The organism is Pseudaeromonas sp. HNCC25DJ180, assembly GCF_055413345.1.
This window is the reverse complement of the sequence record NZ_JBVAYF010000006.1, coordinates 52,813-79,768: the sequence shown is the minus strand read 5'-3', so window position 1 is coordinate 79,768 and position 26,956 is coordinate 52,813. Positions and strand designations below refer to the sequence as shown.

Below are 26,956 nucleotides of genomic sequence, written 5' to 3'. Positions count from 1 at the left end.
AGGTGAAGGGGGTTAGCTGGGCAGTGCCAGGTAGTGCTGTACCCAGGCGACAAAGTCAGCTTCCGGCAGCGGGCGGGCGATGAGATAGCCTTGCAGTGTGTCGCAGCCATGTTCCTGCAGCAGGGCCTGCTGCTCGGCTGTCTCTACTCCTTCGGCCACTGTGCGTAGCCCCAAGGCGCCAGCCAGGGCGATGATCGACTCTATGATGGCCAGCGCCGCCTCATCTTCCAGCAGTTCGCGGACGAAGGATTGGTCTATTTTCAGCACATCGAGTGGAAAATGGCGCAGGTAGTTGAGGCTGGAGAAGCCGGTGCCAAAATCATCGATGGAGATGCGAAAGCCCATCTGCTTGAGCTGCTTGAGCTTGGCCGTGGTGAGCTGGATATCTTTCATTAGCATGCTTTCGGTGAGCTCCAGCTCCAGCAGGTGGGGCGGGATCCCGAATTCGCCCAGGGTGGCGCCTATGGTCTCGACAAAACTGGGTTGCCGGAACTGGCGGGCCGAGAGGTTGACGGCAATGGGGATCTCCGGCAGGCCCAGACTCTTCCAGTGCAACAGGTGGCGGCAGCTTTGGCGCAGTACCCAGTCGCCTATGGCCTGGATCTGCCCTGTCTCTTCGGCCAGGGGAATGAAGCGTCCCGGTGGGATCAGGCCATGCTCTGGATCGAGCCAGCGAATAAGGGCTTCGGCCCCGATGATGGCGCCACTGCGGCTGTCGATTTGGGGCTGAAAATAGAGCTGGAACTCATCGGCTTCCAAGGCATGGCGCAGGCGTAACTCCATGCGCAGCCGCTCCAGATTCCTGGCATTGAGTTCGGGAGAGTAGAACTGGTAGTTGTTGCGGTCATTCTCCTTGGCCAGGTACATGGCCACATCGGCGTTGCCGATCAGGGTGTTGGCATCCTGACCGTTATCCGGGTAGAGAGCTATGCCTATGCTGGCGGTGACTATGAGTTCAGTATCGGCTAGCTGATAGGGAAGGGAGATGGCCTGCAGCAGTTTGTCGCCTAGGCTGGAGGCATCGGCTGGCGTGGCGCAGTTGGGACACAGAATGATAAATTCATCGCCCCCCACTCGGCTGACGGTATCTCCCGTGCGCACCCAGGCCTTCAGCCGTTTACCCACCTCCTTGAGCAACTGGTCGCCGACCTGGTGCCCAAGCGAATCATTGATGTTCTTGAAGCGATCCAGATCGACGAAGAGGATGGCTAATCCCTGCGCATCCCGTTCGGCTTGAGCAATGGCCACCTGAATCCGGTCGATGAGCAGGCGGCGGTTGGGTAGCCCGGTGAGCAGATCATGAAAGGCCAGGTGTTCAATCTGCGCTTCTTGCCGTTTCCGCTCCGTGATATCGGCGAAACTGGCAATGTGGTACTCCACTGTGTCCTGGTGGTTGCGCACCAGGCTGACCGAGAGCGCCACAGGGTAGAGTTCGCCACTCTTGCGCCGCTCCATCACCTCGCCCTGCCAGGAACCGCTCTCGTTGAGAATGGCCCAGAGGTTGCGATAGACGCTGGGGTTTTCCATCCCGGCGGTGAGAATGGTGGCCTCACTCCCGGTGACCTCATCGGCCCGGTAGCCGGTGATCCGCTCGAACATGGGGTTGACCGAGATGATGCGATTATGTCGATCCGTGATCAGGATCGCCTCGTTACTGGACTCGAACACCTGGGCGGAGAGGCGTAACTGGTTCTCCATCTGCTTGCGCAGCGAGATGTCGCGCACTACCAGCAAGGCCTCCTCCTTGCCGCGGGGTAAAATCCGGGCTTCCCAGCAGTGGTTATTCTGGGTTAACTCCAGAGTGCGTGGGACTTGTCGCTCCAGACTCTGCTGCAGCTCCTGCTGTAGGGGGTGGCCCAACTGGGGATTGAGGTGGGTCAGCAGGGGAGTGCCGGGGGGCAGATCCCATTCGCCCCAATCTGGGGCCTGGCTGCCGGCCTGGCGATCGAGGATCAAGCCATCTGCCTGCAGATGAAACAGCAGGTCGGGGAGGGCGGAGAGCAGAGCCCGGGTCTTGCTTTCGCTCAAGGCCAGCTCACCGAAGGCATGGTGGGCGCGCAACAGGTAGCGCACCCGGTGGCCCAATGTGCCCCAACTGATGGGCTTGGTGATGAAGTCGGTGGCTCCCGATTGGTAAGCCAGCTGGATGGAGTGTACGTCATCCAGCCCGGTGGCCATGGCGATGGGTAGATTGCGCCCCCGGGGTAACTGGCGCAGGGCGGAGCAGAACTGGATGCCATTACCATCGGGCAGGATCACATCCAGTATGATGAGATCCAGGTCATGGCGGGCGAATTGTTCCGCAGCCTCGGCCACGCAGCCCGCTTCCAGCACCTCGAAGCCTGACTCCTCCAGCGTGGCGCGCATGATAAGGCGCGCGCTGTGTTCATCGTCGACCACTAGCACTAGAGGTCGAGTCTGGGTTACCTGCTGCTCTGGCATCAACTCTCTTCCTTTCGTAGCCTGATAATGGCCTGTTTCGCGTTCATGAACTCGGTTTCTATCTCGGAGAGCAACTGGCCTGTTTCATTAGCATCCCTGGCTCGAGCCTTCTCCTCCATGGCAAAGCAGCGTCGCGACAGCATGGTGGCTCCCACATTGGCTGCGCTGTTTTTCAAGGAGTGGGCGGCACGCAGCAGGCGGTTGTTATCACCCTGATGTACCCCCTGTTGCATATCGGCCAGCAAGACCGGGGATTCCTGTAACCAGATATCAAGCACCTTCTTCAGCAGGCCAGGGCGCAGATTGCGCAAGGAGTCAATGGCGCGGGGGTCCAACTCAATGGCCTCGCGGCTCACCGCCCGACGCTCGACTCGGGGAGCGACACGCTCGGCCCCTGTGGCGGGGGTCAGCCAGCGACTGAGCAGACCAAATAGCTGTTCCTGAGTGAAGGGTTTGGAGAGGTAGTCATCCATGCCGCAGGCGAGGCAGCGTTCTCTATCACCTGCCACGGCGTTAGCGGTCAGGGCTATGATGGGTTGATGCCGCTCGGAGCCAGCCTCGCTATCCCGGATGGCGCGGGTGGCCTGGAAGCCATCCATTTCTGGCATCTGGCAGTCCATCAATACCACATCAAATTTCTGCTTCTTCAATATCTCCAGGGCATCCAGGCCATTGCCGACGGTTTCAAACCCCAGGCCGAGATTCTCCAGCATGGCCAGCGCCACTTCCTGATTAACCAGATTATCTTCAGCCAACAGCACACGCCCTTGCAGGGGTTGGAGCGGCTGGCTGGGCTGTGGCCGTTCCGGCTGGGCGGGCAAAGCTTGGTGCAGTACGCGGACTATGGCGTTGTAGAGGTCTGACTGGCGTACCGGTTTGGTCAGCAACTGGTTGTGGCTAATCTTGGCACTGAGGCTGGGTGAGAGTTCATTGCCAGCAGAACTGAGGATGATGACTGGGATGTGCGCCAGTCGCGGGTTGCACTGCATCTGGTTCAGCAGGCTGAAACCATCCTCGCGGGGCATCATCATATCCGAGATGACCAGATTGAACGGCTCCTTACTCTGGGCCGCCTCCTGCAATAGGAGCATGGCTTGTGGCACGTTCTGGGTCATCTGGATCTGGCAGTGCCAGGAGGTCAGTTGGTGCGCCAGGATTTCCAGGTTGGTGGTGTTGTCATCGATCAGCAGCACCTTGATATGGCTCAAATGGGCCGATGGCTTATGGGAGCGGAACTGCTTTTCGATGGGGAACTGTAGGGTGAAGAAGAAGTCGCTGCCGTGGCCGGCCACGCTGTTGAGGTCGATGTGCCCCCCCATCATTTCCACCAACCGCTGGGAGATGGCTAACCCCAGGCCGGTGCCGCCGAAACGGCGCGTGGTGGAACTATCGGCCTGAGTGAAGGCGCGGAACAGATGACCCTGTTGCTCTAACGGAATGCCGATGCCGGAGTCCTGCACACTGAAACGGCACTGCGCCTGATTATTGGGTTGCTCTATGAAGTCGACACGCAGCACCACCTGTCCCTGTTCGGTAAATTTGATGGCATTACCCAGCAGGTTGGTGAGCACCTGATTCAGCCGTTTACTATCACCGGTTAGCAGCAGGTTGCGGGTGGGGGCGGCGCAGAGAATTTCCAGTCCTTTGCCGTGGGCCACCGGGGCGAAACGCTCGACCAGATCCTCGAGTAACAGGGTGAGATTGAAGGTGCCGTAGTCCAGATCCAGTTTGCCCGCCTCAATCTTGGAGAAGTCGAGAATGTCGTTGATGATGGTCAGCAGATCTTCCCCGGAACGACGAACTATGCGCACGTAGCGGCGCTGTTTCTCATCCAGCTCGGTGGCATTGAGCAGATCTGTCATGCCGATGACGCCATTGAGCGGGGTACGGATCTCGTGGCTCATCATGGCCAGAAACTCACTCTTGGCACGGTTGGCGGATTCGGCTGCATCTCTGGCTTGAACCAGGTCGGCGGTCCGCAGGCTCACCTCCTGCTCCAGATGGTCTCTGTGCTGTTCCAGCGCGTTATCCCGCAGGGATATCTGGCTCAACATGTCGTTAAAACTCTGGGCCAACAGCCGAGTTTCACTCTGCTCGCCGCCCTCATCGGCACGCAGGGCGTAGTTTTTATCGCGGGCGATCAGATCTGCTACTTCGGAGAGGCGGATGAGCGGGCGAGTCAGAATTTGCGCCAATAGGCGGGCCAGCAGGGCGGCCAGCAACAGGGCGGCTATGCCCATGGTCGAGCAGAGTAAGATAGCCTGACGCATCAGGTCATGGATAGAGGCCTGTGAGGCATGCAGTTCAAGGGTGCCGAGGGACTCGCCCTGGTAGCTGATCTGGGCGCTGGCGACCAGATCATTGCCGGAGGAGGGGGCGGTCGGGTTATCGTATTGGGCAAACAGGCTGCCATCAGTCAGGTAAATCTTGGCATAGAGAACCTGTGGGGCGGCTTGCAGTGAGGCCAGGGTCTGAGTGGCCGAATTGCTGTCATTGAAGGTGACGGCTGATATGGTGTTATAGGCGACGCTGTTGGCCAGTATGCTGAGGCCGTTCTGGGTTTGTTGCTTGAGCATACTGTACTGCAGGGATAGGAAGGCAATACTGAAGATAGTCAGGGCCAGCATGCAGACTAAAACGACCAGACCTGCGGTCTGTTTGGAGAGTGATTGTTTGCGCCAGACTGATGACTTCATGGTAGTGTCCGTGTGTTGCGAGCCAGTTTGAGTAATTGCGAACTAATCTTGTAGTTGGCTCTCTGTATCAACTCAAGATTGATCTCAAATTGCAAATGCCCCTGCTTTTCTAGCAAACCAATAATACCTCCCTTGGCGATAAAATCGTCTGCATCACCCACTGTCAGCAGGTTCGGGTGATGTTCCGCCAAGTTGCGCAGGGCCACGGGTGCTCCCCCTTCCCTTAGATAATAGACATGGCAACCCTCTACATCTGTCGTACTGCTCAATTGTCTGACCAAAATCGACCTGCCATTGGCTTTCTGCTGATTTAAATTCTCAAAGGCACTCAGCAGGGCCTGATTGGCATTGACCAAACAAACTACGAGTGGTGTCTGTGCACTTTTTTCGGATGGCCACTCAGTAAACTTCAGGAAGTTATATACATAAGCAGCCTTGAGCCGCTCAGGCGTTAACTGGTTATCCATGGCTATCAGGCTCGAGCTTACCAGTAATGCCACCCAAATGAGGCAGTAAAGGTGAAACCCTGGCGTCGAATGACCACTCTTTACCATGTTAACTACTCGTGCGCAAAAGAAGGGGGTGCTCCATCGCACGGGCGAGATGCTGCGGGAGCCCTTGTGGGTGGCATCCATCCATATGACGGGGGTTCCTTCTTCTGTGTGGTGGCCAGCCACTTATGATTATTGGTATGTGGGTACTGCTAGTTATAGTGGAAAGCGCGGCGGTTATCTCGTGTTGACGAGTGAGAGCGCGAGCGGAGTCAAAATAAGTCAAAACAAACATCCGCCAGTGGGATCACAGGCTGGTGTTATGCCCGTGTTAAAACGTTTACTGTCAGCTATAACAGAGGGTAGGGTTGTTTCTCGCCTTCTGGAGTTGGCCATGCCGAGCAAGCATAACAAATGGAACTGGTTATTCGCACTCTTGCCCTGTGGGGCCTTGGCAGAGCCGGTCGCGAACAACAATGATGAGTTGCTTAACCTGGATCTGAACCAATTGATGCAGGTGACTATGGATAGTGCTGCGACCTTGACACCAACGGCCAGCAAGCAGATGCCCGCATCCATTACCAGCATAGATCGCGACATGATTGGCCAGTCTGGCGCTCGGTCGCTGTTTGATCTGCTGGAAATCTACGTGCCCGCTTTTCACTACCTGCCCCACCACTGGGAGGCTTCCCATATGGGCATGCGTAGCATCATAGGCGATCGGGATGACAAGTACCTGCTGGTGGTCAATGGCCGGGTCATGAATGAGAAGACGCACTTCGGTGCCTTGAGTGAACGAGATATGCCCATGTTGGGGGATATTCGTAAGATCGATGTGGTGCGAGGGCCGGGCTCAGTGGTCTATGGCCCTGGGGCTGTCTCCATGGTGATCAATATTCAGACCGACACCTTTGAAAATAACTCCGGTGACAGCGTGACGGCGAAAGGGGGGATCGGCGAGGAGTTTGGTTCTCTGGAGCTGCAAAAGGCCATTAGCTTTGATGAGAGTGGGCGGCACGGTCTGTTGCTGTATGGCGGCATCAGCGACTATCAGGGGGCGGATCAGAGCCATGCTCCGCTGGTTTATGGCCTGAGTGACAAGACTACCTGGGGCGAATCGATCACCGGTGGTCAACCTACCGCCTATGACCCGGGGAATAACCATGCCGCCTTTCATGACAGGCCCAAGGCCAAGCTGCACGCGCATTACCAGAAAGATGACTTCAACGCCTGGTTGCGCTTCACCCAAGGCGGGGAGCAGCTCACCTGGGAGCACAAGACCATCTATCCCAAGCCCAATGGCTCGGGCGTCAAGGGCACCCCAGAAGAGGCCTATACTCCCAATGGTGTCGGCTATCGTCAGCTGACCCTGGATTTGGCACAGATGTGGGTGCTCTCTCCGGCTATGTGGTTTGAGCTCAAGGGTGGGTATGACACCACCCTCTATGAGCGCGAACTGTGGGACTCGTACCGCCCAGGCAAGATACCGGAGAATCATAGGGAGGAGGAGTACCTCACCCGCGGCACCCTGAACTGGAATCATAATGAAAAACATGCCTCGGCTGTGGGCAGCGAAATCATCTACTCCCGTTGGGGTCTCAACAGCTCGGATTATGACTACGCCTACTCATCCACCCTGGGCAAGATGGAGCAGTGGAATACCTATACTGTGGGCCTGTTTGGTGAGCACCAGTGGCAGATGACGCCTTGGCTCACCAACTTCCTGGGGTTGCGGAGCGACAAGGATCAATACACAAACTGGATGTGGTCACCGCGGCTGGCGTTTGTCGCCACCCTCAGCGACAAGGATACGGTCAAGACCATATTCAGTCGCTCGTTGCGTAAAAACAATGCCGAGGAACTACGCGCCCAGCATGAGGCAGGGGAAGCTCCGCAATCAGAGAAACTGAGCAGTGCCGAGCTCATTTATAACCGCCAACTGACCCAGGCGACCGATGTGACGCTGACCGGGTTTTATAACAAGGCCGATGTCTTGGGGATCAACTTTACGACCTTGAAGACCCAGCCAGTGGGCTCCTTCAAGTATGGTGGTATTGAGTTGGAGTTGGGTTACAAGGTCGATGATCTCTCTTTCGGCTTCTCCCATGCCTGGAGCAAACTGGATGACTTCGATCTGGCACCGGGGGGATCGACTCGGATCACGGGTTCCCACATAGGTTATGGCAATGATCTCAACAACTGGAGTAACCATATCACCAAGCTGACATCGGCTTGGCAGATGACGCCAGCCTGGCAGTTGACCAGCGACCTGCGGGTGTTCTGGTATTACCCGGGGGCCAAGGATCAGATTGAGAGTACCAACGATGCTCGGGCTAACAATCCTAACTCCTCAGCCACCAACCTGACCGATCCGGGCAACTTTGATTCGATTGAAACGGCGGCCTTCTTCGATCTGGGGCTGCACTACCAGACCCAGGGTTATGGCAAGTTCAGCCTGAATGGATATAACTTGTTGGGGCTGCTGGATGACACCTACAACAAGCGCCTCTATCTGTTGAACGTGGGTAACTACCGGGCTGAGGCCACGGCGGCGGCGCTGACCTATGAGTACAAGTTTTAATTAAACAGGCGGGAGGTCCCTCAGGCTGTGGGCTCTTCACTCCCTTCCTGCTTCCCCCTTGGCAAGGGGGCGGCTTTTCTCTGCTAATCACGAAAGCTCAACCTTGGCTAATTCAGTACCCGTTGCCGTATGGCGTGTACCATGGCGCGCAGGCCATTGCCGCGGGAGGGGCTCAGGTGTTTGCTCAGCTGCAGCTCGGCAAAGTAAGCCTCCATGTCGAAGGCGAGGATGGCCTCGCGATTGTGGTGGTTGAGAGCGGCCAGCACCACGGCCAGTAGTCCGCGCACTATCCGTGACTCGCTGTCGGCGGCAAAGTGCCAGAGCCCCTGCTCATCCTGTTCCCCCAGTAACCAGACTCGACTCTCACAGCCCGCCAGCTCCTGCTCCTCACCGCGCCATGCGGTGGGGAGGGGGGGTAACTGTTTACCTAACTGGATCAACTGCCGATAACGCTCCTCCCAGGCACGGGCTTGGGCAAACTGCTGACATAGGGTGGCGGCGTTGAGTGTGGGCTCTCCCAAGGGGTGATTGCGCAAAAACTGAGCCTGTTCGCTTGGCATTAGAAAAACTCCGGGATGCGCTTGAGGGCGGCCAATAGGGCATCGATCTCCTCGCGGCTATTGTAAAGCGCCAAGGAGATGCGCAGTGTGCCCTCCAGCCCCAGTGCCTCCATCAGTGGCATGGCGCAGTGATGGCCGACGCGTACGGCGATACCCTGTTGATCCAGCAGCTCACCCACATCCTGCGGGTGATAGTCAGTAAAGCGCAGGGAGACAGCCCCACAGCGTTCGCGGGGGGAGCCTATCACCTCTACCCACGCCAGCTCGGCTAACCCGGTCAGCAGTTGGCTCATCAGGGCCTGCTCGTGCTGCGGCCAACCAGAGGGCAGGGCTTGCAGGTAGTCGAGGGCGGCGGCCAGGCCAATGGCCTCGGCAATCGCCGGCGTTCCCGCCTCGAAGCGCAAGGGTATGTCATTGAAGCTGCTGCCGCTGAAACTCACCTTGCGGATCATCTCGCCCCCGGTTTGCCAGGGGGGCATACGCTCCAGCAGTTCGGCGCGGCCATAGAGCACGCCTATGCCGGTGGGGCCGTAGAGTTTATGGCCGGAGAAGGCGTAGAAGTCGCAGCCCAGGGCTTGCACATCGACACTCAGATGGCTGACCGCCTGGGCGCCATCCACCAACGTGACCGCCCCCACGGCCCGGGCTGCCGCCACCATCTGGGCCACCGGATTGACCGTGCCCAGGGCATTGGAGACCTGGGTGATGGCCAACAGGCGGGTGTGGGGCCCCAGCAGTTGGTGAAAGGCCTGCAGATCCAGATCACCCTGGGGGGTGAGGGGAATGACGCGAATCTGGGCGCCCGTAGCCAGGGCCAGCTGTTGCCAGGGAACTATATTGGCGTGGTGTTCCAGGGTGGAGAGGAGGATCTCATCCCCCGGCTGTAGCGTGGTGCGGCCCCAGCTGTGGGCCACCAAGTTGATGGCCTCTGTGGTGCCCCGGGTCCAGATGATCTCCCGGCTCTCCCGGGCATGCAAAAAGGCGCGCACTCGCTCGCGGGCGCCCTCAAAGGCCTGGGTGGCGCGACAGCTCAGGGTGTGGGCGGCGCGATGCACATTGGCATTGTCCTGGCGGTAGTAGTCATCCATGGCCTGCAGCACGGCCAGGGGTTTCTGGGTCGTGGCCGCATTGTCCAGATAGATCAGTGGCTTATCATTGACCTGCTGGGCCAGGGCGGGAAACTGGGCGCGAATGGTGGCCAGATCGAAGTTGGATGACATGGGACTCTCTCCTTTGCTGCCGCTATGATCGGTAAAAGCGTGTCAGAAGGCAAACTGTCATCACGGGGCAGGCTTTTTGCTACAATCGCCCCCTCGAGTGTGGTTGGTGGAGAAATGATGCAATGAAATTGAATCCTCGGCAGTTGGAGGCGGTGCACCATGTCTCCGGCCCCTGTCTGGTGCTGGCCGGCGCCGGTTCGGGTAAGACCCGGGTCATCACCACCAAGATCGCCTATCTCATCCAGAAGTGTGGCTATCAGGCCAGGCAGATCTGCGCCGTCACCTTCACCAACAAGGCCGCCAAGGAGATGAAGGAGCGGGTAGCCCAGACCCTGGATCGCAAGCTGCTCAGAGGCTTGATGGTTTCCACCTTCCACTCCTTGGGGCTCGATATCATCAAGTGTGAACACAAACTGTTGCGGCTCAAGGCCAATTTCTCCCTGTTTGATGACACAGATCAGATGGCCCTGCTCAAAGAGCTGACCGAGGTGGAGCTGCAGGGGGACAAGACCAAGCTGGGCTTGCTGCTCAATGCCATCTCCAACTGGAAGAATGATCTGGTGCTGCCCGGGGTGGCGCTCAAGCGCGCCCAAGATGGCGATGAGCAGCAGATGGCCCTCTTGTATGAGCGCTATCAGCGGCAGATGACCGCCTACAACGCCCTGGATTTTGATGATCTCATCCTGATGCCCACCCTGTTGCTCAAGACCAATGCCGAGGTGCGGGAGCGCTGGCAGCAGAAGATCCAGTATCTGTTGGTGGACGAATATCAGGACACCAACACCAGCCAGTATGAGCTGGTCAAACTGCTGGTGGGGGAGCGGGCACGCTTCACCGTGGTCGGAGATGACGACCAGTCTATCTACTCCTGGCGCGGGGCGCGGCCCCAGAATCTGATCCTGCTGCAGCAGGATTTTCCGCGGCTGAATGTCATCAAGCTGGAGCAGAACTATCGCTCCAAGGGGCGCATTCTCAAATGTGCCAACATCCTCATCGCCAACAACCCCCACGTCTTCGAGAAGCAGCTCTTCTCCGAGTTGGACTATGGTCAGCCGGTCAAGGTGTTGCAGGCCAGGAACGAGGAGCATGAGGCGGAGCGCGTGGCAGCCGAGATCATGGGCCACCGCTTTATGAACCGCTCCCATTGGGCCGATTACGCCATTCTCTACCGCGGCAATCACCAGTCGCGGTTGCTGGAAAAGGTGTTGATGCAAAATCGTATCCCCTACCGCATCAGCGGCGGCACCTCGTTTTTTTCCCGCACCGAGATCAAGGACATCATGGCCTACCTGCGGCTGCTGGTGAACCCGGATGATGACAACGCCTTTCTGCGAGTGGTCAACTTGCCGCGGCGTGAGATTGGCCCCACTACGTTGGAAAAGCTCGGTCATTACGCCAATGAACGGGGCAAGAGTCTGTTTACCGCCAGCTTCGAGCTGGGGTTGGAGCAGACGCTGACCGGGCGTGGCCTCTCGGCCTTGCGCCACTTCTGCGACTGGCTGGTCCGCTTGGGTGATGCCGCCCTGCGCGGCAACGCGGTGGAGGCGGTGCGGGATATGATACGGGACATCCACTACGAGGAGTGGCTCTACGAGAGTTCGCCCAGCCCTAAGGCGGCGGAGATGCGGATGCAGAATGTCTCCACCCTCTATCGCTGGATCACCGACATGCTGGAAGGGGATGCCAAGGAGGAGGTGGCCCCCATGACCCTGCCTGAGGTGGTCAGCCGTCTCACCCTGCGCGACATGATGGAGCGCAACGAGGAGGAGGGGGCGCTGGATCAGGTGCAGCTGATGACGCTGCATGCCTCCAAGGGGTTGGAGTTCCCTTATGTCTTCCTCATCGGCATGGAGGAGGGGCTGTTGCCCCATCAGGTGAGCATAGACGAGGATAATGTGGATGAGGAGCGGCGCCTGGCCTATGTGGGCATCACCCGCGCCCAGACTGAGCTCACCTTCATACTGTGCAAGGAGCGGCGCCAGTTCGGCGAGTCGGTGCGGCCTGAGCCGAGCCGTTTCCTGCTGGAGTTGCCCCAGCATGATCTGGAGTGGGAGGGAGATAAGCGTGAAGTGACGGCAGAACAGCGCCAGCAGACGGGGCTCTCGGCCCTCGAGCGGTTACGCCAGCAGCACAATCTCAAACGGGGCGGCAGCTGATCAGGGCGCCGTTTCGGCGCCTATCAGATCTGCGCTATTCGGACGTCGAACAGACCACAGATATGGTCGGCCGACATGGGCGCATCGAATAGCAGTCCTTGTGCCAGGTCGCATCCCATCTCCTGCAGGGCAACCAATTGTTCAGCCAACTCCAGCCCCTCAATCACCACCTGCATGCCCAGGTCGTGGCTGATATCGCGGATGGCGCGGATCAGCGCCTTGTCCCTCGGTGAATTAATCAGCCGGTGGGTAAAGCTGTGGTCGACCTTGATGTAGTCCACCGGGAAGTGGAACAGGGCATTGAGCGAACTGCAGCCGGTACCGAAGTCATCGACGGCGATGGCAATGCCGCGGGCGCGCATCTCGTGCAGCAGGTTCAGCGCCAGGGTGTCACGTCGAACCAGATCCCGCTCCTTGAATTCAAACAACAGGTGACGAGGTGAGACCTCGGCCTCCTGGATGATCTGCAACAGGGCGTGGATCTGCTCCCGCGAAGCCAGGTGCTTGCCAGAGAGGTTGATGCTCAAACGGAAGTTGTGATTGTGCAGTAGGGGTTTGAACAGGCCATTGAGCAAACCGCAGGCATGGCGCAGCATCAGGGTATCTATCTCCAGTACCAGTCCACTCTGTTCAGCCAGGGGCATGAAGTCATAAGCCTCTCGCAGGGTGCCCTCCTCATCCAGCCAGCGGGCCAGCAACTCCACCTGCACTATCTTTTGGTTGTCCAGGCGCCGGATCGGATGAAAGTAGGGCAGAATGCGTTTTTCTTGTAGTGCCTGATGGAGGGCCTGCACGGGTGAGAGACGTTCCGAGCTCTGGCTCAGCTCAGAGTAGAATAGCGCCGTGTCATGGCCTCGCTGCTTGGCCTGGAAGGTGGCAATATCCACCTGGCGCAGCAGTTGACTGATATCCGTGATCTCAGGTGTGATGGTGACGACCCCTAGATTGGCATGTACTTGGATGGTTTCGATGCCTAATAGCAGGGGATCTTCCAGACTTTTCAACACCCGGCTGATGACGGGGGTGATGGCATCCGGGTGGTGGCTGGCATCCAGAAAGAAGATAAATTCATCGCCGCTCAGCCGTGCCAGCATGTCATTCTGGCGTATGTTGCGCAGTAGCAGTTGCGCCATGTTCTTCAGCAGCAAGTCACCTAACTGATCGCTGTACTGCTCGTTGATATGGCGCAGGGAGACCAAATCCAGCAGCATGATGGCAAAGCCATGCTCCGGGTAGCGTTTATAGTGGCGGAAGGCCAGCTCCAGCCGATGAATGAACATGGCTCGGTTGGGTAACTGGGTGAGAGGGTCCTTTTGACTCTCTATTTGCAGTTGGCGCTCGTACTCCTCACGTTGGCGTAACTCTCGGTGCAGTCGTTGATTTCTCTTGCTCAGCTCGCGTACCCGTTGCAGTAACCTGTGACGCGAAAATGACCACTTCTCATTGCTGCCATTTTGTAGTCTGTGCTCCTCCAGCTCAATCAACAGCCCCAGCTGTAGAGCCCCGGTATGTAATAGGTGAAAATCCTCTTGTGACAACTTCCCCACACTGGAGACCGCCAGGGTGGTCTGGTGTTGTCTATGTACTCGGATGGGGAAGCAGTACCAGTGCAACTGCAACTGCTCAAATTGACATTCGTTCTCCACATCAAACAGTTGCTGTAGAAAGGGGGGCTCATAGTGAGCGCTGGAGGGGTAGAGCAGAGTTAGTTCGCCCTCATCCTGTTGTAGTAGCAAGAGATCATGGGTGCCCATCCAGTAGTGTATGGTGGCATCCAGCTGGGCAAATAGCTGGCGGCTGGGCAGGGAATCGACTAGCCGTAACAGGCGGTTGAAACTCTCCAATTTCTCCTGCCAATGGGAGATGTGCTGACGCAGTGGAGAGGAGAAACTCTCGATGCGAACTGTGGCTTGCTGCAGGGAGTAACGCCGGGCCAATTGCTCGAGCAACAATTGTAGTTGTTGCGTGTGAGCGGGCGAGGTTTGTCCGACCAGCCAGCGAATGGTGCCGTGTTCGACTTGGCACTTGCACCACCCCTCTTCAGCGGTCAGCAAGGTGGTCAATTGCTCATCACTGATCGTTTCATTTTGCTGAAAATGGGTCGATAGCGGGGACGTTGTTGCCGGTTGCCAGGTCAAGGTACCCCTATCTTCTACCAGCGCAGCGAAATGGTGCACTGGCAGATGTTGCTGCAGTGCCTGCAGTATGGCAGCCAGTTGCGCAGAGAGGGCGGCGTTGGCTAATGGCAGCCGATCCAACTCGGATGCCGCCTCCAGGGAGAGCACAGGGGCAGGCTCAGGGCCGCCTGGGGGCTTGAGTTCCACGTTATTCTCTCCATCTAGACGCACCTTCCTCAAGTGTAGTCGGCAAGTTTCTAGTCAGCAGGAGAAAGCAGAAGGAAAGCCAGCCTCTCCCCCAGAACAGGTTGCTGGATGCACAGATTGTTTGAGCGGAAGAGAGAACTGGCTAGATCGCCGTGGCGCCACTCGTTGGCGTCACTTTTATCCCTCCCCTATTTTTCAAGGGGAGGGCAGGGGTGGGGTTAGCTGGCGACTTGCAAGAAGCCGCTATAGGTGAGGGCCAGGATCACCAGGCCCGCCACGATGCGGTAGACGGCAAAACCGCGGAAGCTATTCTTGCTCACATAGCGCAGCAGCCAACCTATGGCCAGCAGGCTGACGATGAAGGAGGTGAAGAGGCCTATGCCTATATTGAGCAGACCATGTTCACCTACGCCCTGCAGATCCTTCATCAGCGAGTAGAGGCTGGCGGCCCCCAGAGTCGGGATGGAGAGGAAGAAGCTGAAACCGGTCGCGGTGGGGCGATTGAGCCCGACCAGCATGCCGCCCATTATGGTGGAGGCACTGCGGCTGACGCCGGGGATGAGTGAGCAGAGCTGAGCGCAGCCAATGGTGAAGGCCTGCTTGGGGGTGATGTGCTGGAGCTCAGTGGTGGCGACTGCTGGCTGTGGTCGCCCCTCAATCCACCACATCACCACGCCACCCATGATCAGGCTGATGGCAACTGTGATGCCGTTGAACAGGTAGTGGGTGATGTAGCTGTGCAGTGCCAGGCCGACGAAGGCCGCTGGCAGGAAGGCCAGGATCACCCCCATCCAGAAACGTTGCACCTCTTTATCGCTTTTAACTGTCTTGGCTTGTTGCCACAGGGTCTGGAAGTAGAACCACATTACAGCCAGGACCCCGCCCAACTGGATGACAATTTCGAAGGTATCGCTACCTTTGAAGCCCAGGATCTCCTGAGTGACGATGAGATGCCCGGTACTGGATACCGGCAGGAATTCGGTGATGCCCTCGACTATGCCGAGGATGATGCTGTTGAAAATATCTGACATGGGGTGCTCATAGAGAGATGAGAGATGGTTCGCATTATGCCAATGAAAAAGGGTGAGAGGAATCGGTAGGCAGGATTGAAGAAAAATAAAAGTGGATAAAAAAACGGCCCCGAAGGGCCGTTTGTTCTAGCAGTAGGGTGATTAAGGGGTAACCACCTTCAACAGGCGACCAGTCAGGGCCGGAGCCGGGACAGCAGTCAGATCTGTGATGGTTGTGCCGCTCACCAGATCCAGCAGCGCCGTACCCTGCAGACCCGCACTACTCAGGTCATAGGTGGTCTCTGCAGTGCCGGTGTTGAGCAGGTAGACTACTTGCTCGTTCACTGTCTGCTTCAGATCCACATACAGAGTCGCGCTCTTGGCCAGGTTAATGCGCTTGCCACCGAACAGTGCCGGGTTGGCTGCACGCACTTCCAGCAGCTTGGCAACATAGGCCTTCAGATCGGCTTGAGCCGTGCTAGGAACGAAGCCGTTGAGGCCTGCGATCTTGGCATCGCTACGAGCTATGTTGTCATCGTCGCGGCACAGGGTACCAGCAACACAGACGCCATCGGTCGGATTGCGCTCTCTGGTGGAGAAGCCTGGGACTTCATCACCGATCTCATCACCATAGTAGAGGGTGATGGGGCCAGAGTTGGCTGCCATGAAGCTGAAGGCCGCCTTGTTACGCAACCAGTAGGCCGGATCGTCAACCCCTGTCACCAGACCACTACGTTCCAGCAGGTCACCGAAGCGCACCAGATCGTGGTTGGATACCATGAGGTTTGGCATGGCATGCATCGGATAGTTGTCGATGCTGTTCCAGCTAGCGTTCAGATGGGTAGCATCGCCAGAATCCATCCACTCACCTGTGGCCAGGGCATGCACCACACCATAACGCAGCGGGAAGTCAAAGGCAGACTTCAGCGCAGGCGCAGCGGCCGGGCCGTAGGCTTCGTTGCTGATTTCACCAGAGCTCTTCCACACTTCACCCACCATGTAGCCCAGGGTACCCCAGGCTTCGCCAGCGGTTTTACGTGCAGCGGCTGCAGTTTCGACAGCGGTGCGGATTTCAGTCCAGGTAGCAGGCGGAACCTGATAAGCCTGGTCCAAACGCCAGCCATCGATGCCATACTCGGTCACATAGTGGGTCGCCACTTCCTTGAAGAAGGTGACGCTATCGGCCTTGGTATAGTCAACCGTGTAGCCTGTGCCCGCCTTCACCATAACCGGGCTCACCTTGGAGAGTGGTGCGGCTGGAATGGTGTCGGTGATGGTGTGGCCAAAGACGCCGTCCAGGAAGACATAGAGTCCCTTGGCATGAGCGGCATCGACCAACTCCTTCAGCTTGGCATTGGTACCGAACTTGGGATCCACGTTGAAGTAGTCACAAGCGAAGTAACCGGTAGCGGCCAGCTTCTTATCGGTCACGGTGGCGGCACAGGAGTCAAATACCGGAGTCAACCACAGAGCATTAACGTTCAGGCTCTTGATGTAATCCAGGCTGTTGATGATCCCTTGCAGGTCACCCTTGTGCGCAGACGGACCATAACCCACATCGTAGTTGATGGTGTCATCGCCGTTGACAAAGGATTCGACCATTACCTGATACATACGCAGATCGCAGGCGCCATCCTTGTTCTTGTAGCAGGTGTAGTTCGGGGTCTCCTGGATAGTCAGGGTCGGCTTGGCTGGATCATTCGCATCCAGCACAAACTGCCACTCGCCATCGGTGGGGATGGTGATCTTCAGGTTACCGTTACCGGCATCTTCGATCAGTACCGCACCCTTGCCGTCAATCACATCGCTATAGCTCAGGATCGGACCGGCCCAGGCGGCATCGGCGATCTTGAACTCATAGCTACCCGCCTTCAGCGCCATGTTGGCCAAGTAGAGGCCATTATCGCCGGTATAGGGCATTTCGTTGCCTGTGCCCCAACCATTAAATCCGCCCTTGAGGTACATGGCGGTCTTGCCATACGGTGCTGGCGTGACTGCCGGAGCAATTACATTCAGTACCGGTTTTGGTTGGCTTACATCCAGGGTAAAGGTGTATTCACCCGCCTTTTTGGCTGTCATGAACAGGTTGCCACTGTTCAGGGTGACAGGGAAAGAACTGGAGGCCAGAGCGATATCGTAACCACCATATGACTTGTCCCAGCCGCTGTTGGCGAACTTGAACTCATAGGTTTTGGCGGTCAGTGAGGCTTTCACCTGATAACGACCTTGGCCTACATAAGTCAGGGGTTGGCTGGTGCCCCAATCATTCATCACACCACGCAGATAGTAGGGTTCGGTCAGCGGAGCTATATCCAGACCGGCACCAACGCTATCGACTTGCTTCTTGACGAACACCACGGCAGACAGAGGCGGCAGAGTGAATTTGCCGTTCTCAAACTTGGCGCCCTTCAGTTGCTCGTCGCTGGAGGCGGCGAAGACAGGGTGCAGCTCAAAGCCCGCAGTGCCACCGGCATAGACGGTTTGTTCTGTGGTATTTGCGTTGATGGCTACCATGATGGCGTCATAGTTAGGGTCCAAATCAGCACCCATGGCCGCACCATCGTCTACACCCATCATGATCACGCCTGGGGCATAATCGGCACCCGTGTTGAAGAACTTCACGCGTTTGATGATGTCGTCAGCCGTGGCCAGACGCAGCAGTTCGGTGGTGGAGCGAACCTTCAACAACTCCTTGACGCGGGCATCAGACCAGGCGATATCGGTCGGAGTCGCCACGCTGTTGGGGTTGTCCAGTACCGTCTGGATGTTCTTCCAATTGCTCTCATCCTTGTCGGCACGGGGCAGGCCCACGTTCCAGTTATTGGTTTGCTTGCTAAAGTCGACCTTGTTGAACCAGTCGCCAGAGTCATAGCTGTCGCGGTTCATGGACTTGGAGCGCAGCAGCTCGGAACCCATGTGCATGAAAGGCACACCTTGGCCCAGGAACACAGTGGCTTGACCCACCACTTCCATGCGCGCGCGATCCGCCGCCGTCACATCAGCCTCAACCTTGTACTGGATAATATCCCACAGGGTCTGGTTGTCGTGCTTCTCGACATAGTTGATGCTTTCTTGCGGATCCAGGGTGTAACCAGCCATAGCGCCATCGGTGCCATAGGGTATGGTATTACCCTTCTTGGTGGTACCGTCAGCGGTAGTGAAGGCGTAATCCTGCAGGCCACCGGCCATGCCGATACGGATCAGATCCATGCGGCTGTTCATGGCGGCATCGAAGCGGGAACCGGCGTTGGCAAAGCCCAGATTTTTTACCACACCTACGTTGTCATCACAGCACCCACCACCACGTACGCCATCGCGCAGACGGTCGTTGAAGGTCCCTATGCCAGTGCCAGCCATGTTGAGCTGGGTGGCGTTGACACCGCGGGCACCATTAGCCACTTCGCCGAAGTTCCAGCCTTCGCCGTAGATCCAGGAGTCAGGACGGATAGCCTGAATGGCGGCCAGTGCCTTCTCGACGCTGGACTTCATCAGGTGTTCCATCAAGTCCATACGGAAGCCGTCGATCTTGTAGGCATCGGTCCAGGTCACCATGCTGTCGGTCACCAACTTCTCGAACATGCGATGTTCGGAGGCGGTGTTCTGGCAGCAGGTGGAGGTTTCAACCACACCACTTTCCGGATTCAGACGGTGATAGTAACCAGGCACTGTCTTGTCCAGCACTGAGCTGTTATAGAGGCCGGAGGCGTTGGTGTGGTTATAGACCACATCCTGCACCACGCGGTAGCCCAGCTTGTGCATGGCCAGGATCATGGTGCGGTATTCCTTGATCCGCGCCAGACCTTCGCTGTTCACCGCATAGCTGCCTTCCGGCGCGGTGTAGTGGTAAGGGTCGTAACCCCAGTTGAAGCTGTCTACGCCATTCAGGTCGGAGAGCAGGGCTTGGGCAGCGCCTGTCTTGGGATCCATGGCGCTGAGCAGTTCACGGAAGGTCTTGCTCTTGTCGACAGTGGAGTCTTTAGCACAGCTGGTAGCCGTCGGCTTGACTTCACACAGGCGAGCGACTGTGTCGTCCAGGTTGACCTGGCGAGCGGTCTCTTCCGGTATGGTGTCGATGTCGTAGGTTGGCATCAGCTCTATGGTGTTGAGGCCAGCTTCGCGCAGGGACTTCAGTTGCTGTACGCTGTCACGTTCGGCTTCGGTGAAGGCCAGGTACTTGCCGTTCAGCGCCTTGGTGCCCTTGGTGTCGGCAGAGCTGAAGTCACGAACATGCAGTTCGTAGACTATGTTGTCTTCCGGCTTGGCCATGGCAGGAATGGTTTGTTCATCCCAACCCTCCGGCTTGGCGGCGGCACTGTTCAGATCCACCAGTTGTGAGTAGCGACTGGAGGTAGAGAGTGACAGCGAGTAGGGATCGGTCGTGGTCAGCCACTCAACCTTGTTAGTCACAGGGTGGAAGGCTTGCAGACGGTAGCGGTAGTAGACCCCTTCCAGGCTGGCGGCGCCATCATAGGCCCAGATACCGGTCGCCGGATCCAGAGTCATCTTGACTGGGGTGTCGGAGAGCGGCTCTTTCTTGGCATTGTAGAGATAGAGCTCGACGCTGCGAGCGGTTGGTGCCCAGAGGCGGAACTTGGCTTGACCGTTCTCCAGGTAGGAGCCCAGCTTGGCCTCGTCGGCATTGTTGTCGCCCTTGGTGTAGAGATCATCGAGCACGCCCGGGATCTGCACCTTGGTGAAGGAGAAGGCTTTGCCATCCTTATCCAGGGCAACGGCGATCAGCTGTTGTTTGACCAGCGCCTTGGCTTGGTCGGCTGTGATGCCATCCTTGAACTGGAAAGCGTTCCAGCTAGCCAATTGGGGCCGCTTGCTGGTGTCTATGCTGCCCTTCTGGACCAGACCATAGCGCACCATGTTTTCGGGTTTGGTGATATCGGCATCACCATCGGCCGCAGCCCACAGCTCGTAATGATCAACATCGGTAACAGGCTGAATGGCCAGGGTGTCGGTAGTCAGCCAGTGGCCGGCGGCGCCACGCAGCACCACAGGGGCTGTTTCGTGGGGCTCGTAGTAGAGGTGGCTGTCGTTATCAAAACCATAGACATCGTTGCCATGGCTCAGATCGATCTTCTGATCGCCACCACCCAGCCCCTTGGTGCCGCCGTTGTGGGCGATCATACTGATGCAGGAGCCATGACCAGTTTTGAGCTTGAGGCGGAATACGGCGCCGTACTTGGGATCTATGCTTTCTGGCAGCAGGGGTTTGTCCCAGGTGAGGCCAGATGACGTGTTGTTGGCATCCATGCTGGCAACCAGGCTATCACAGGTGGTATTGGCCGTGTTCCACAGATGCAAACCCCAGCCGGTATAGTCACCGTCAGTGCGCTTGTAGTGGAACAACACTTCGGTATAGCCATCAATGGTGGCTTGATCCTTGGTGTCGCTCCCGGTGTTGCTCGCATTCTGGATGCTGTCGGGTACGCCATCGCCATCGTCATCGCTGGAGGCAAAGTCACCCCAGCCATCATTGTTGCTGTCTTTACCTTCGAAGCGGTCAGTTGGGAACGCATCGGCGGCATTCAGGACGCCATCCCCATCGATATCCGGGTCTTCAACGTCGGCGATGCCATCTTTGTCCAGGTCAGCAGGAACAGACTTGGGATCCCACTTATCGCTACCAGCCAGGATTTCTGTGCTGTCGCTCCAGCTGTCACCATCGCTATCGACCACCACCTTGCCTGCGCCACCAGTGAGGACAACGCGGCTCAGATCAATGGTTTGTTCACTATCTTGTTGCTCTTTGACCAAGTTGCCAAGAATTTCAGCAGCTTGTTCCAGCGTGCTCTTTTGGCTGTTTAGCGCGTCACCCTTGACTGGCAGTAACTGTACCAGTGCAGCAGCCAGCTCGGTCAGCGCGTGATTCTTGGCGACCAGATAATCGGTGCTAAGTGAGCCGGTTTTTTGTTCCAGCAGAGCCAGGACATTGCTTTCGGCATTCGCCAAAGAGCTACCCGCTTTGACCTGCAGCTGAACCAGAGTGGTCAGCGGGGTAATCACCTTATAGCCCGCCGGAGCAGACATCACGTAATCTTCGGTGATGATGGTATCAGGGGCACTTTCATCGACTGTCTTACCAGCGATCGCGCGTACCATCAGCGGGAATTTGCTCGTCGGCTCTTTGAGTGAGCTGACGTCCAGCACGGCTTTACCACCGGCGCCGGTCGTGGCGGTCGGTTCATTGCTATCCAGCAGGCCGTTGCCATTCAGATCCAGCCATACCTGAGCATTTTTCAGGTAGCCGTCAATGGCTTTAACCTCAAGGGTTTTTTCCTTGGGCTGGTAATCCTTGTTGTCGGCACCACCACATGCCGTCAACAGGGGCAGCAGCGACATAGTTGTCAGCGCTACCCGTGAGAGTTTCAATTTCATAAGTTAGATTCCCGCAAGCAGTTGTTTGTTCGCGCGATCCTTCACCGCGCTAGGCCATGCTATGCAGGTCGTCACCCGTTAGATGTGACAGCTAAGGCAAAAAAAAAAGTGAACAAATTGTGAAAATGATTTCAAGAGTATGATTTTTTTCTATCTGTGAGGCGGGGCAACTTGTTCTAAAAAACAGGCCCGTCAGTTGACGGGCCTGGGGTGCGATGGCGAGAGAAGTTACTGTTCTGTGAGCGCCTTATGCGGAATCGATTCGTCGAACTCCTCCAGCGGTTTGTGATTTTCACCCAAGTAGGTGTAGATCACCGGCAGCACAAACAGCGTGAACAGGGTACCGATGGAGAGACCCGACACGATCACCAGACCTATGCCGAAGCGGCTGATGGCCCCGGCTCCGGTGGCACCCATCAGCGGGATGAGACCGGCGACCATGGCGGCTGTGGTCATCAGGATCGGGCGTAGACGGATGCGGGTGGCGTGCTTCACCGCCTCCATCTTGGAGAGCCCCCTGTGCAACTGTTCCTCCTTGGTCACTTCGCAGATCAGGATCCCGTGTTTGGTTATCAACCCGACTAGCGTGATGAGGCCGACCTGGGTGTAGATGTTCATGGTCGACAGGCCCCAGGCCATGGCGATGAGCGCGCCGCAGATGGCCAGCGGTACCGAGACCAGGATCACCAGCGGATCGCGCACACTCTCGAACTGGGAAGCCAGCACCAGGAAGATGACGAACAGCGCCAGCACGAAGGTGCCTAGCAAAGCGTTCCCTTCGGTGACGTACTGCCGCGCTTCACCCATGTAGTTGTGTTGGTAACCCAACGGCAGCTGCGGAGTGACCTGTTGTTCGAAGAAGTTCACCGCATCGCCCATGGTCACGCCCGGAGTCGGAACCACGCTGATGGTGGCCGAGTTGAGCTGACTGAAGGTCGGCAGCGAACGGGGCTCGGTGACCAGTTCGACATTGACCAGATTGCCCAGCGGCACGGCGGTACCATCGGCGGCGCGGACGTAGTAGCGCTTGAGTGACTCTGGGTTGAGGCGGTACTTACGCTCTACCTGCGGTATGACTTCATAGCTGCGGCCGTTCAAGTCGATACGGTTGACATAACCATCGCTCATGAAGGTGCCCAGCGTGACGCCGATATCCTGCATTGTGATGCCGTAAGCACCGGCCTTGTCCCGATCCACGGTGATGCGCATGGTGGCCGAGTCATAGGCCAGATCCAGTTCCGAGTAGATGAACTGTGGGTTGGCCTTCACCTTCTGCAACATCTCATCGGCAACCTGGAACAGGCTCTCGAAGTTGTTCGGGGTGGTGATGACATATTGCAACGGCATGCCGCTACCGGCGCCCGGCAGTTCCGGGAACTGGAAGGAGCTGACCGTCATCTCGGGAATATCCTGCATCTGGGCGTTGGTCCGCTCCATCACCTGTTTCAGCGGGGGACGCTGACTCCAGGATTTCATGACCGCAATCCCCATGCCCTGATTCGAGTTGGGGATACCAGCAAAGGAGAGGCTGGTGGCCATGGCCGGATCTTTACCCAAGCGGGAGGTGATCTCGCTCATGCTGTTCTGGATGTAGTCCAGGTTGGCGGTGTTGGGGGCCTTGGCCATCATCATGTAGGCACCCTTATCTTCGGAGGGGGCCAACTCTGCCGGAATAAACTTGAACAGCACCGGCAAGGAGGCGAAGACGATGATCGCAAAGGCGATGACCACGGGTCTGCGTTCCATCACCGCATCCAGTGCCCGGGAGTAGGCATTGGTGAGCCGCTCGAAGGTCTTTTCCACGCCGCGCTCGAAGGCATTCGGGTTGGTGTGGGCCTTGAGCATCTTGGAGCACATCATGGGTGAGAGGGTCAGGGCGACGACGCCGGAGACGAATACCGCACCCGCCAGGGTGAGGGCAAACTCCTTGAACAAGGAGCCGGTTACCCCGCCCATCAGGGCAATCGGCGCATACACGGCCGCCAAGGTGATGGTCATCGAGATAACCGGCAGGGCGATTTCCCGGGTACCTATAATGGCGGCGCGGAACGGCTCTTCACCGGCCTTGATATGCCGATCGACGTTTTCCACCACTACTATGGCGTCATCCACCACCAGACCTATGGCCAGCACCATGGCCAGCAGGGTCATCAGGTTGATGGTAAAGCCGAACAGCTGCATCAACATCACCACGCCGATGAGCGACAGGGGTATGGTGATGATGGGGATCACCACGGCGCGGAACGAGCCGAGGAACAGGGTGATGACGATAAGTACGATCACCCCGGCTTCGGCTATGGTCTTCACTACTTCGTCAATGGATTCGTTGATGGCCTCGGTGGAGTCATACAGCATCTCCATCTTGATGGTGGGCGGCAGGTTGCGACGCAACTCCGGCATCATCTTGACCACGCTGGCGGCAATCTCCAACGGGTTAGCCGTTGGGGAGGGGTCCAGACCAACGACGACCGCCTCTTTACCATTGGCCATGGCTCGGTAGGTGTCGTGGTTCTTCTCCAGGCTGACCTTGGCTATGTCGCGCAGACGAACGACGGCCTTATCCCGGCTGGCGACCACCAGTTTTTCCAGATCGGCGACGTTGTCGACCTGGGTATTGGCGTCGGCGTTATAGAGCATGAAGTAGCCGGTGACCTGACCGGGCGAGGATTGGTAGTTGTTGGATTGCAACACCGACATCACTTCGCTGGCGGTCAGGTTGTAGGCCGCCATCCGCTCCGGATCCAGCCAGATGCGCAGGGCGAACTCAGTGCCGCCGTAGAGGTTGACCTTGGCCACGCCGCCGACGGTGAAGAGTTGCGGCTTGATAACCCGCTCCAGGTAGTCGGTGATTTGCGAGGCATTCAGCTCATCACTGGAGAAGGAGATATACATGATCGAGGTACTGGAGCCGGTGGACATATCCAGGCTCGGATCTTCCGACTCCTTCGGCAGCTGGGAGCGCACCGAGTTGACCTTGGCCAGCACATCAGACAGGGCCGCGTTCGGGTCAGTATTGAGCTTCATATTCACCGTGATGGTGGATGAACCCAATTGACTCTTTGAGGTCATATAGTCGATGTTATCGGCCTGGGCTATGGCCTGCTCCAGGGGCTGGGTGATGAAGCCCTGGATCAGGTTGGCGCTGGCCCCGTAGTAGCTGGTGGTGACCGTGATCACCGTATTGGTGATCTTCGGGTATTCCCGGACCTGCATCCCCTTCAGTGCCTGCAGACCGAGCAATACGATGAGCAGGCTGATGGAGAGGGCAAGAACAGGGCGCCGAATGAAAATGTCTGTAAATTTCATGTCTTGCTCCGTTACAGCATCGGGGTCGTAGCCGGCTTATTCAGCAGCGAATCTTCAATAATCTTCACATGGCTGCCGTTGGAGAGGCGGACCTGACCGGCAACTACCACCCGCTCGCCAGCCTTGAGACCACCCAGGATATGGGCGACTTCTTCCTTGCGCTCGCCGACCTTCACCTCAACCTGCTTGGCGACCAGAATGGGCTTACCATCGGTATCGGTGAGGGCTTGCCCCTTATCATCCTTACCCTCTTCCACGACGAAGACGGTCTGGCCGTAGAGGGTAAAGTTGATGGCAGTCTGTGGAATGGCGATCTGCGCCGGTTCCACAGGCAACTGCAACTGCACCTTGGCGAACATGCCGGAGCGCAGCAGGCTGTCGGAGTTCGGGATCGCGGCCTGGACCTGGACTACACCGGATTGAGCATTGACAGCGGGCTCGATGGCGTTGACCGTGCCCTGGAACGGTTGTTGTGGATAGGCATCGACATAGATGTGCAGCGTCTGGCCAATCTTCAGTTTGGAGATATCGGTCTGCGGAATGGTGAAGCGGATCTTCATCACGCTGGTGTCTTCCAGACGGACGATTTGGGAGCCCACCTGCAGATATTGCCCCAGGTAGGCGTTACGGATACCGACCTGACCGGAGAAGGGGGCGCGGATATACATGCGGTCTATGGTGGCTTGCAGTGACTCGATTTGCCCGGCCAGCTGCATGTAGTCGGCTTCGGCGTCATCCAGGTTACCCTTGGAGACAGTCCCCTTGGTAAACAGGCTGCGCATCCGATCCAGATTGGCCTTGGTGGCGGGCATGCGGCCTTGAGAGGCTTTCAGATTGGCCTCTTCCACGGAGGCATCCAGACTGATCAGCAGGTCATCCTTTTTCACCAGCTGGCCGGATTCAAACTTGATGGCTTTCACCTTGCCTGCGGTTTCATTGCTGATGTCCAGCCCCTGATTGGGCTCAATGAAACCGATGGCCTCTATGGTGGGGGTCCAGTCAGCCGGTTTCACCGGTTGCACTGAGACTGGAAAGGTCGGGATCGGCATGTTGGCAAAATACTTCGCCATCATGTGATTTTTAAACAGGTTAAAGCCAATTACGCTACCGAAAATCAGCAGGGCAATCAGCAGCATCACGGCTGTCCACTTTTTCATTCTTTGCTCCCAGTTTGGTCTACATTGTCGGCCAGGATGGCTTTCCAGCTCGCCGCAGCCATTTGCTCTTTCAACAAATCGGTTAATTCAACATCATGAAATTTATGTTCGTGCATCACGCACTGCACAGTGGCCAGACTCAAGGCGCCCAGCAGATGCGAAGGTAGATCCAGAAACAGTCCCTGGCGGACACCTTGCAGGAAAAAGTCATCCAGAGGTTGCCAGCACACTTGAGCCCATGCCTTATCCTCTTCGGTGAAGAAGGGAGAACGCTCGTAAAGATCCTTGAACAGTATGACATGACCATTACCGTGAATGGCGGTGGCCGCATTCAACCAGAGTCGCCGATAGCTGGGGAAGCCGACCTGTGAAAGATCAACCTCATCAAACAGCTTGAGCAGCATCTCCTCTACCGCTTTACGGTAGATAGCGCGGATCAGCTCATCCTTACCCTGGAAATAGCGGTAGAGGGAGCCGGTCGCCATGCCCACCTGGTTGGCAATCATCTGCACCGAGGTGCCATGGAAGCCCTGCTCAATGAAGAGCGCCATGGCAACCTGCATGATCTGTTCACGTTTGCTCATGGTAATGATGTGCCTTTAGCCTTTAATAGAAGCTGAACTGTA

Annotated in this window: 13 protein-coding genes; 2 read left to right on the top strand and 11 right to left on the bottom strand. The window is 57.3% G+C overall.

The window, feature by feature from the left end:
- Positions 1 to 12: 12 nt before the first annotated feature.
- The 3 genes from ACZYTD_RS07090 to ACZYTD_RS07080 are packed head-to-tail and all read right to left on the bottom strand — an operon-like array spanning position 13 to position 5,605.
- Positions 13 to 2,442: a two-component system response regulator gene (locus ACZYTD_RS07090; RefSeq protein ID WP_463890656.1), complete on the bottom strand. Its 2,430-nt coding sequence runs from the start codon at positions 2,440 to 2,442 to the stop codon at positions 13 to 15.
- Positions 2,442 to 5,138 (bottom strand): response regulator, encoded by a 2,697-nt coding sequence (locus ACZYTD_RS07085; protein ID WP_463890654.1) that lies wholly within the window; start codon positions 5,136 to 5,138, stop codon positions 2,442 to 2,444. The genes ACZYTD_RS07090 and ACZYTD_RS07085 overlap by 1 nt, the downstream gene beginning before the upstream one ends.
- A complete protein-coding gene (locus ACZYTD_RS07080) occupies positions 5,135 to 5,605 on the bottom strand; it encodes a YfiR family protein (RefSeq protein WP_463890652.1) in 471 nt (156 codons plus the stop codon). Before ACZYTD_RS07080 ends, ACZYTD_RS07085 begins: the two co-directional genes overlap by 4 nt.
- Before the next feature lie 418 nt (positions 5,606 to 6,023).
- On the opposite strand from ACZYTD_RS07080, the gene ACZYTD_RS07075 reads away from it, so the two are divergent.
- Positions 6,024 to 8,210: a TonB-dependent receptor plug domain-containing protein gene (locus ACZYTD_RS07075; protein ID WP_463890650.1), complete on the top strand. Its 2,187-nt coding sequence runs from the start codon at positions 6,024 to 6,026 to the stop codon at positions 8,208 to 8,210.
- Between the two features lie 107 nt (positions 8,211 to 8,317).
- Here the strand turns inward: ACZYTD_RS07075 and csdE are convergent, their stop codons facing one another.
- Complete coding sequence (gene csdE, locus ACZYTD_RS07070) at positions 8,318 to 8,770, bottom strand: cysteine desulfurase sulfur acceptor subunit CsdE (RefSeq protein ID WP_463890649.1); 453 nt, start codon at positions 8,768 to 8,770, stop codon at positions 8,318 to 8,320.
- Positions 8,770 to 9,990, bottom strand: coding sequence for an aminotransferase class V-fold PLP-dependent enzyme (locus tag ACZYTD_RS07065; protein WP_463890648.1), 1,221 nt, complete (start codon positions 9,988 to 9,990; stop codon positions 8,770 to 8,772). Before ACZYTD_RS07065 ends, csdE begins: the two co-directional genes overlap by 1 nt.
- A gap of 122 nt (positions 9,991 to 10,112) precedes the next feature.
- Here ACZYTD_RS07065 and rep point away from each other — a divergent pair, with 122 nt between their 5' ends.
- A complete protein-coding gene (gene rep / locus ACZYTD_RS07060) occupies positions 10,113 to 12,146 on the top strand; it encodes a DNA helicase Rep (RefSeq protein ID WP_463890647.1) in 2,034 nt (677 codons plus the stop codon).
- Between the two features lie 23 nt (positions 12,147 to 12,169).
- Here rep and ACZYTD_RS07055 read toward each other — a convergent pair whose 3' ends face one another.
- The 6 genes from ACZYTD_RS07055 to ACZYTD_RS07030 all read right to left on the bottom strand — a co-directional run bounded on the left by ACZYTD_RS07055 (position 12,170) and on the right by ACZYTD_RS07030 (position 26,914).
- Complete coding sequence (locus tag ACZYTD_RS07055) at positions 12,170 to 14,470, bottom strand: putative bifunctional diguanylate cyclase/phosphodiesterase (protein ID WP_463890646.1); 2,301 nt, start codon at positions 14,468 to 14,470, stop codon at positions 12,170 to 12,172.
- Between the two features lie 218 nt (positions 14,471 to 14,688).
- Positions 14,689 to 15,501 carry an undecaprenyl-diphosphate phosphatase gene (locus tag ACZYTD_RS07050; RefSeq protein ID WP_463890644.1) on the bottom strand — a complete coding sequence of 271 codons (813 nt, stop codon included), beginning with the start codon at positions 15,499 to 15,501 and terminating at the stop codon, positions 14,689 to 14,691.
- 141 nt (positions 15,502 to 15,642) lie between these two features.
- Positions 15,643 to 21,867 (bottom strand): pullulanase-type alpha-1,6-glucosidase, encoded by a 6,225-nt coding sequence (pulA, locus tag ACZYTD_RS07045; protein ID WP_463890642.1) that lies wholly within the window; start codon positions 21,865 to 21,867, stop codon positions 15,643 to 15,645.
- Positions 21,868 to 22,095: 228 nt separating this feature from the next.
- On the bottom strand, positions 22,096 to 25,173 hold the full coding sequence (locus ACZYTD_RS07040) for a multidrug efflux RND transporter permease subunit (RefSeq protein WP_463890640.1): 3,078 nt from the start codon (positions 25,171 to 25,173) through the stop codon (positions 22,096 to 22,098).
- Positions 25,174 to 25,184: 11 nt separating this feature from the next.
- Entirely contained in the window at positions 25,185 to 26,330 is a 1,146-nt protein-coding gene (locus tag ACZYTD_RS07035; RefSeq protein WP_463890638.1) for an efflux RND transporter periplasmic adaptor subunit, read from the bottom strand.
- Entirely contained in the window at positions 26,327 to 26,914 is a 588-nt protein-coding gene (locus ACZYTD_RS07030; protein WP_463890636.1) for a TetR/AcrR family transcriptional regulator, read from the bottom strand. Before ACZYTD_RS07030 ends, ACZYTD_RS07035 begins: the two co-directional genes overlap by 4 nt.
- Between the last annotated feature and the right edge of the window lie 42 nt (positions 26,915 to 26,956).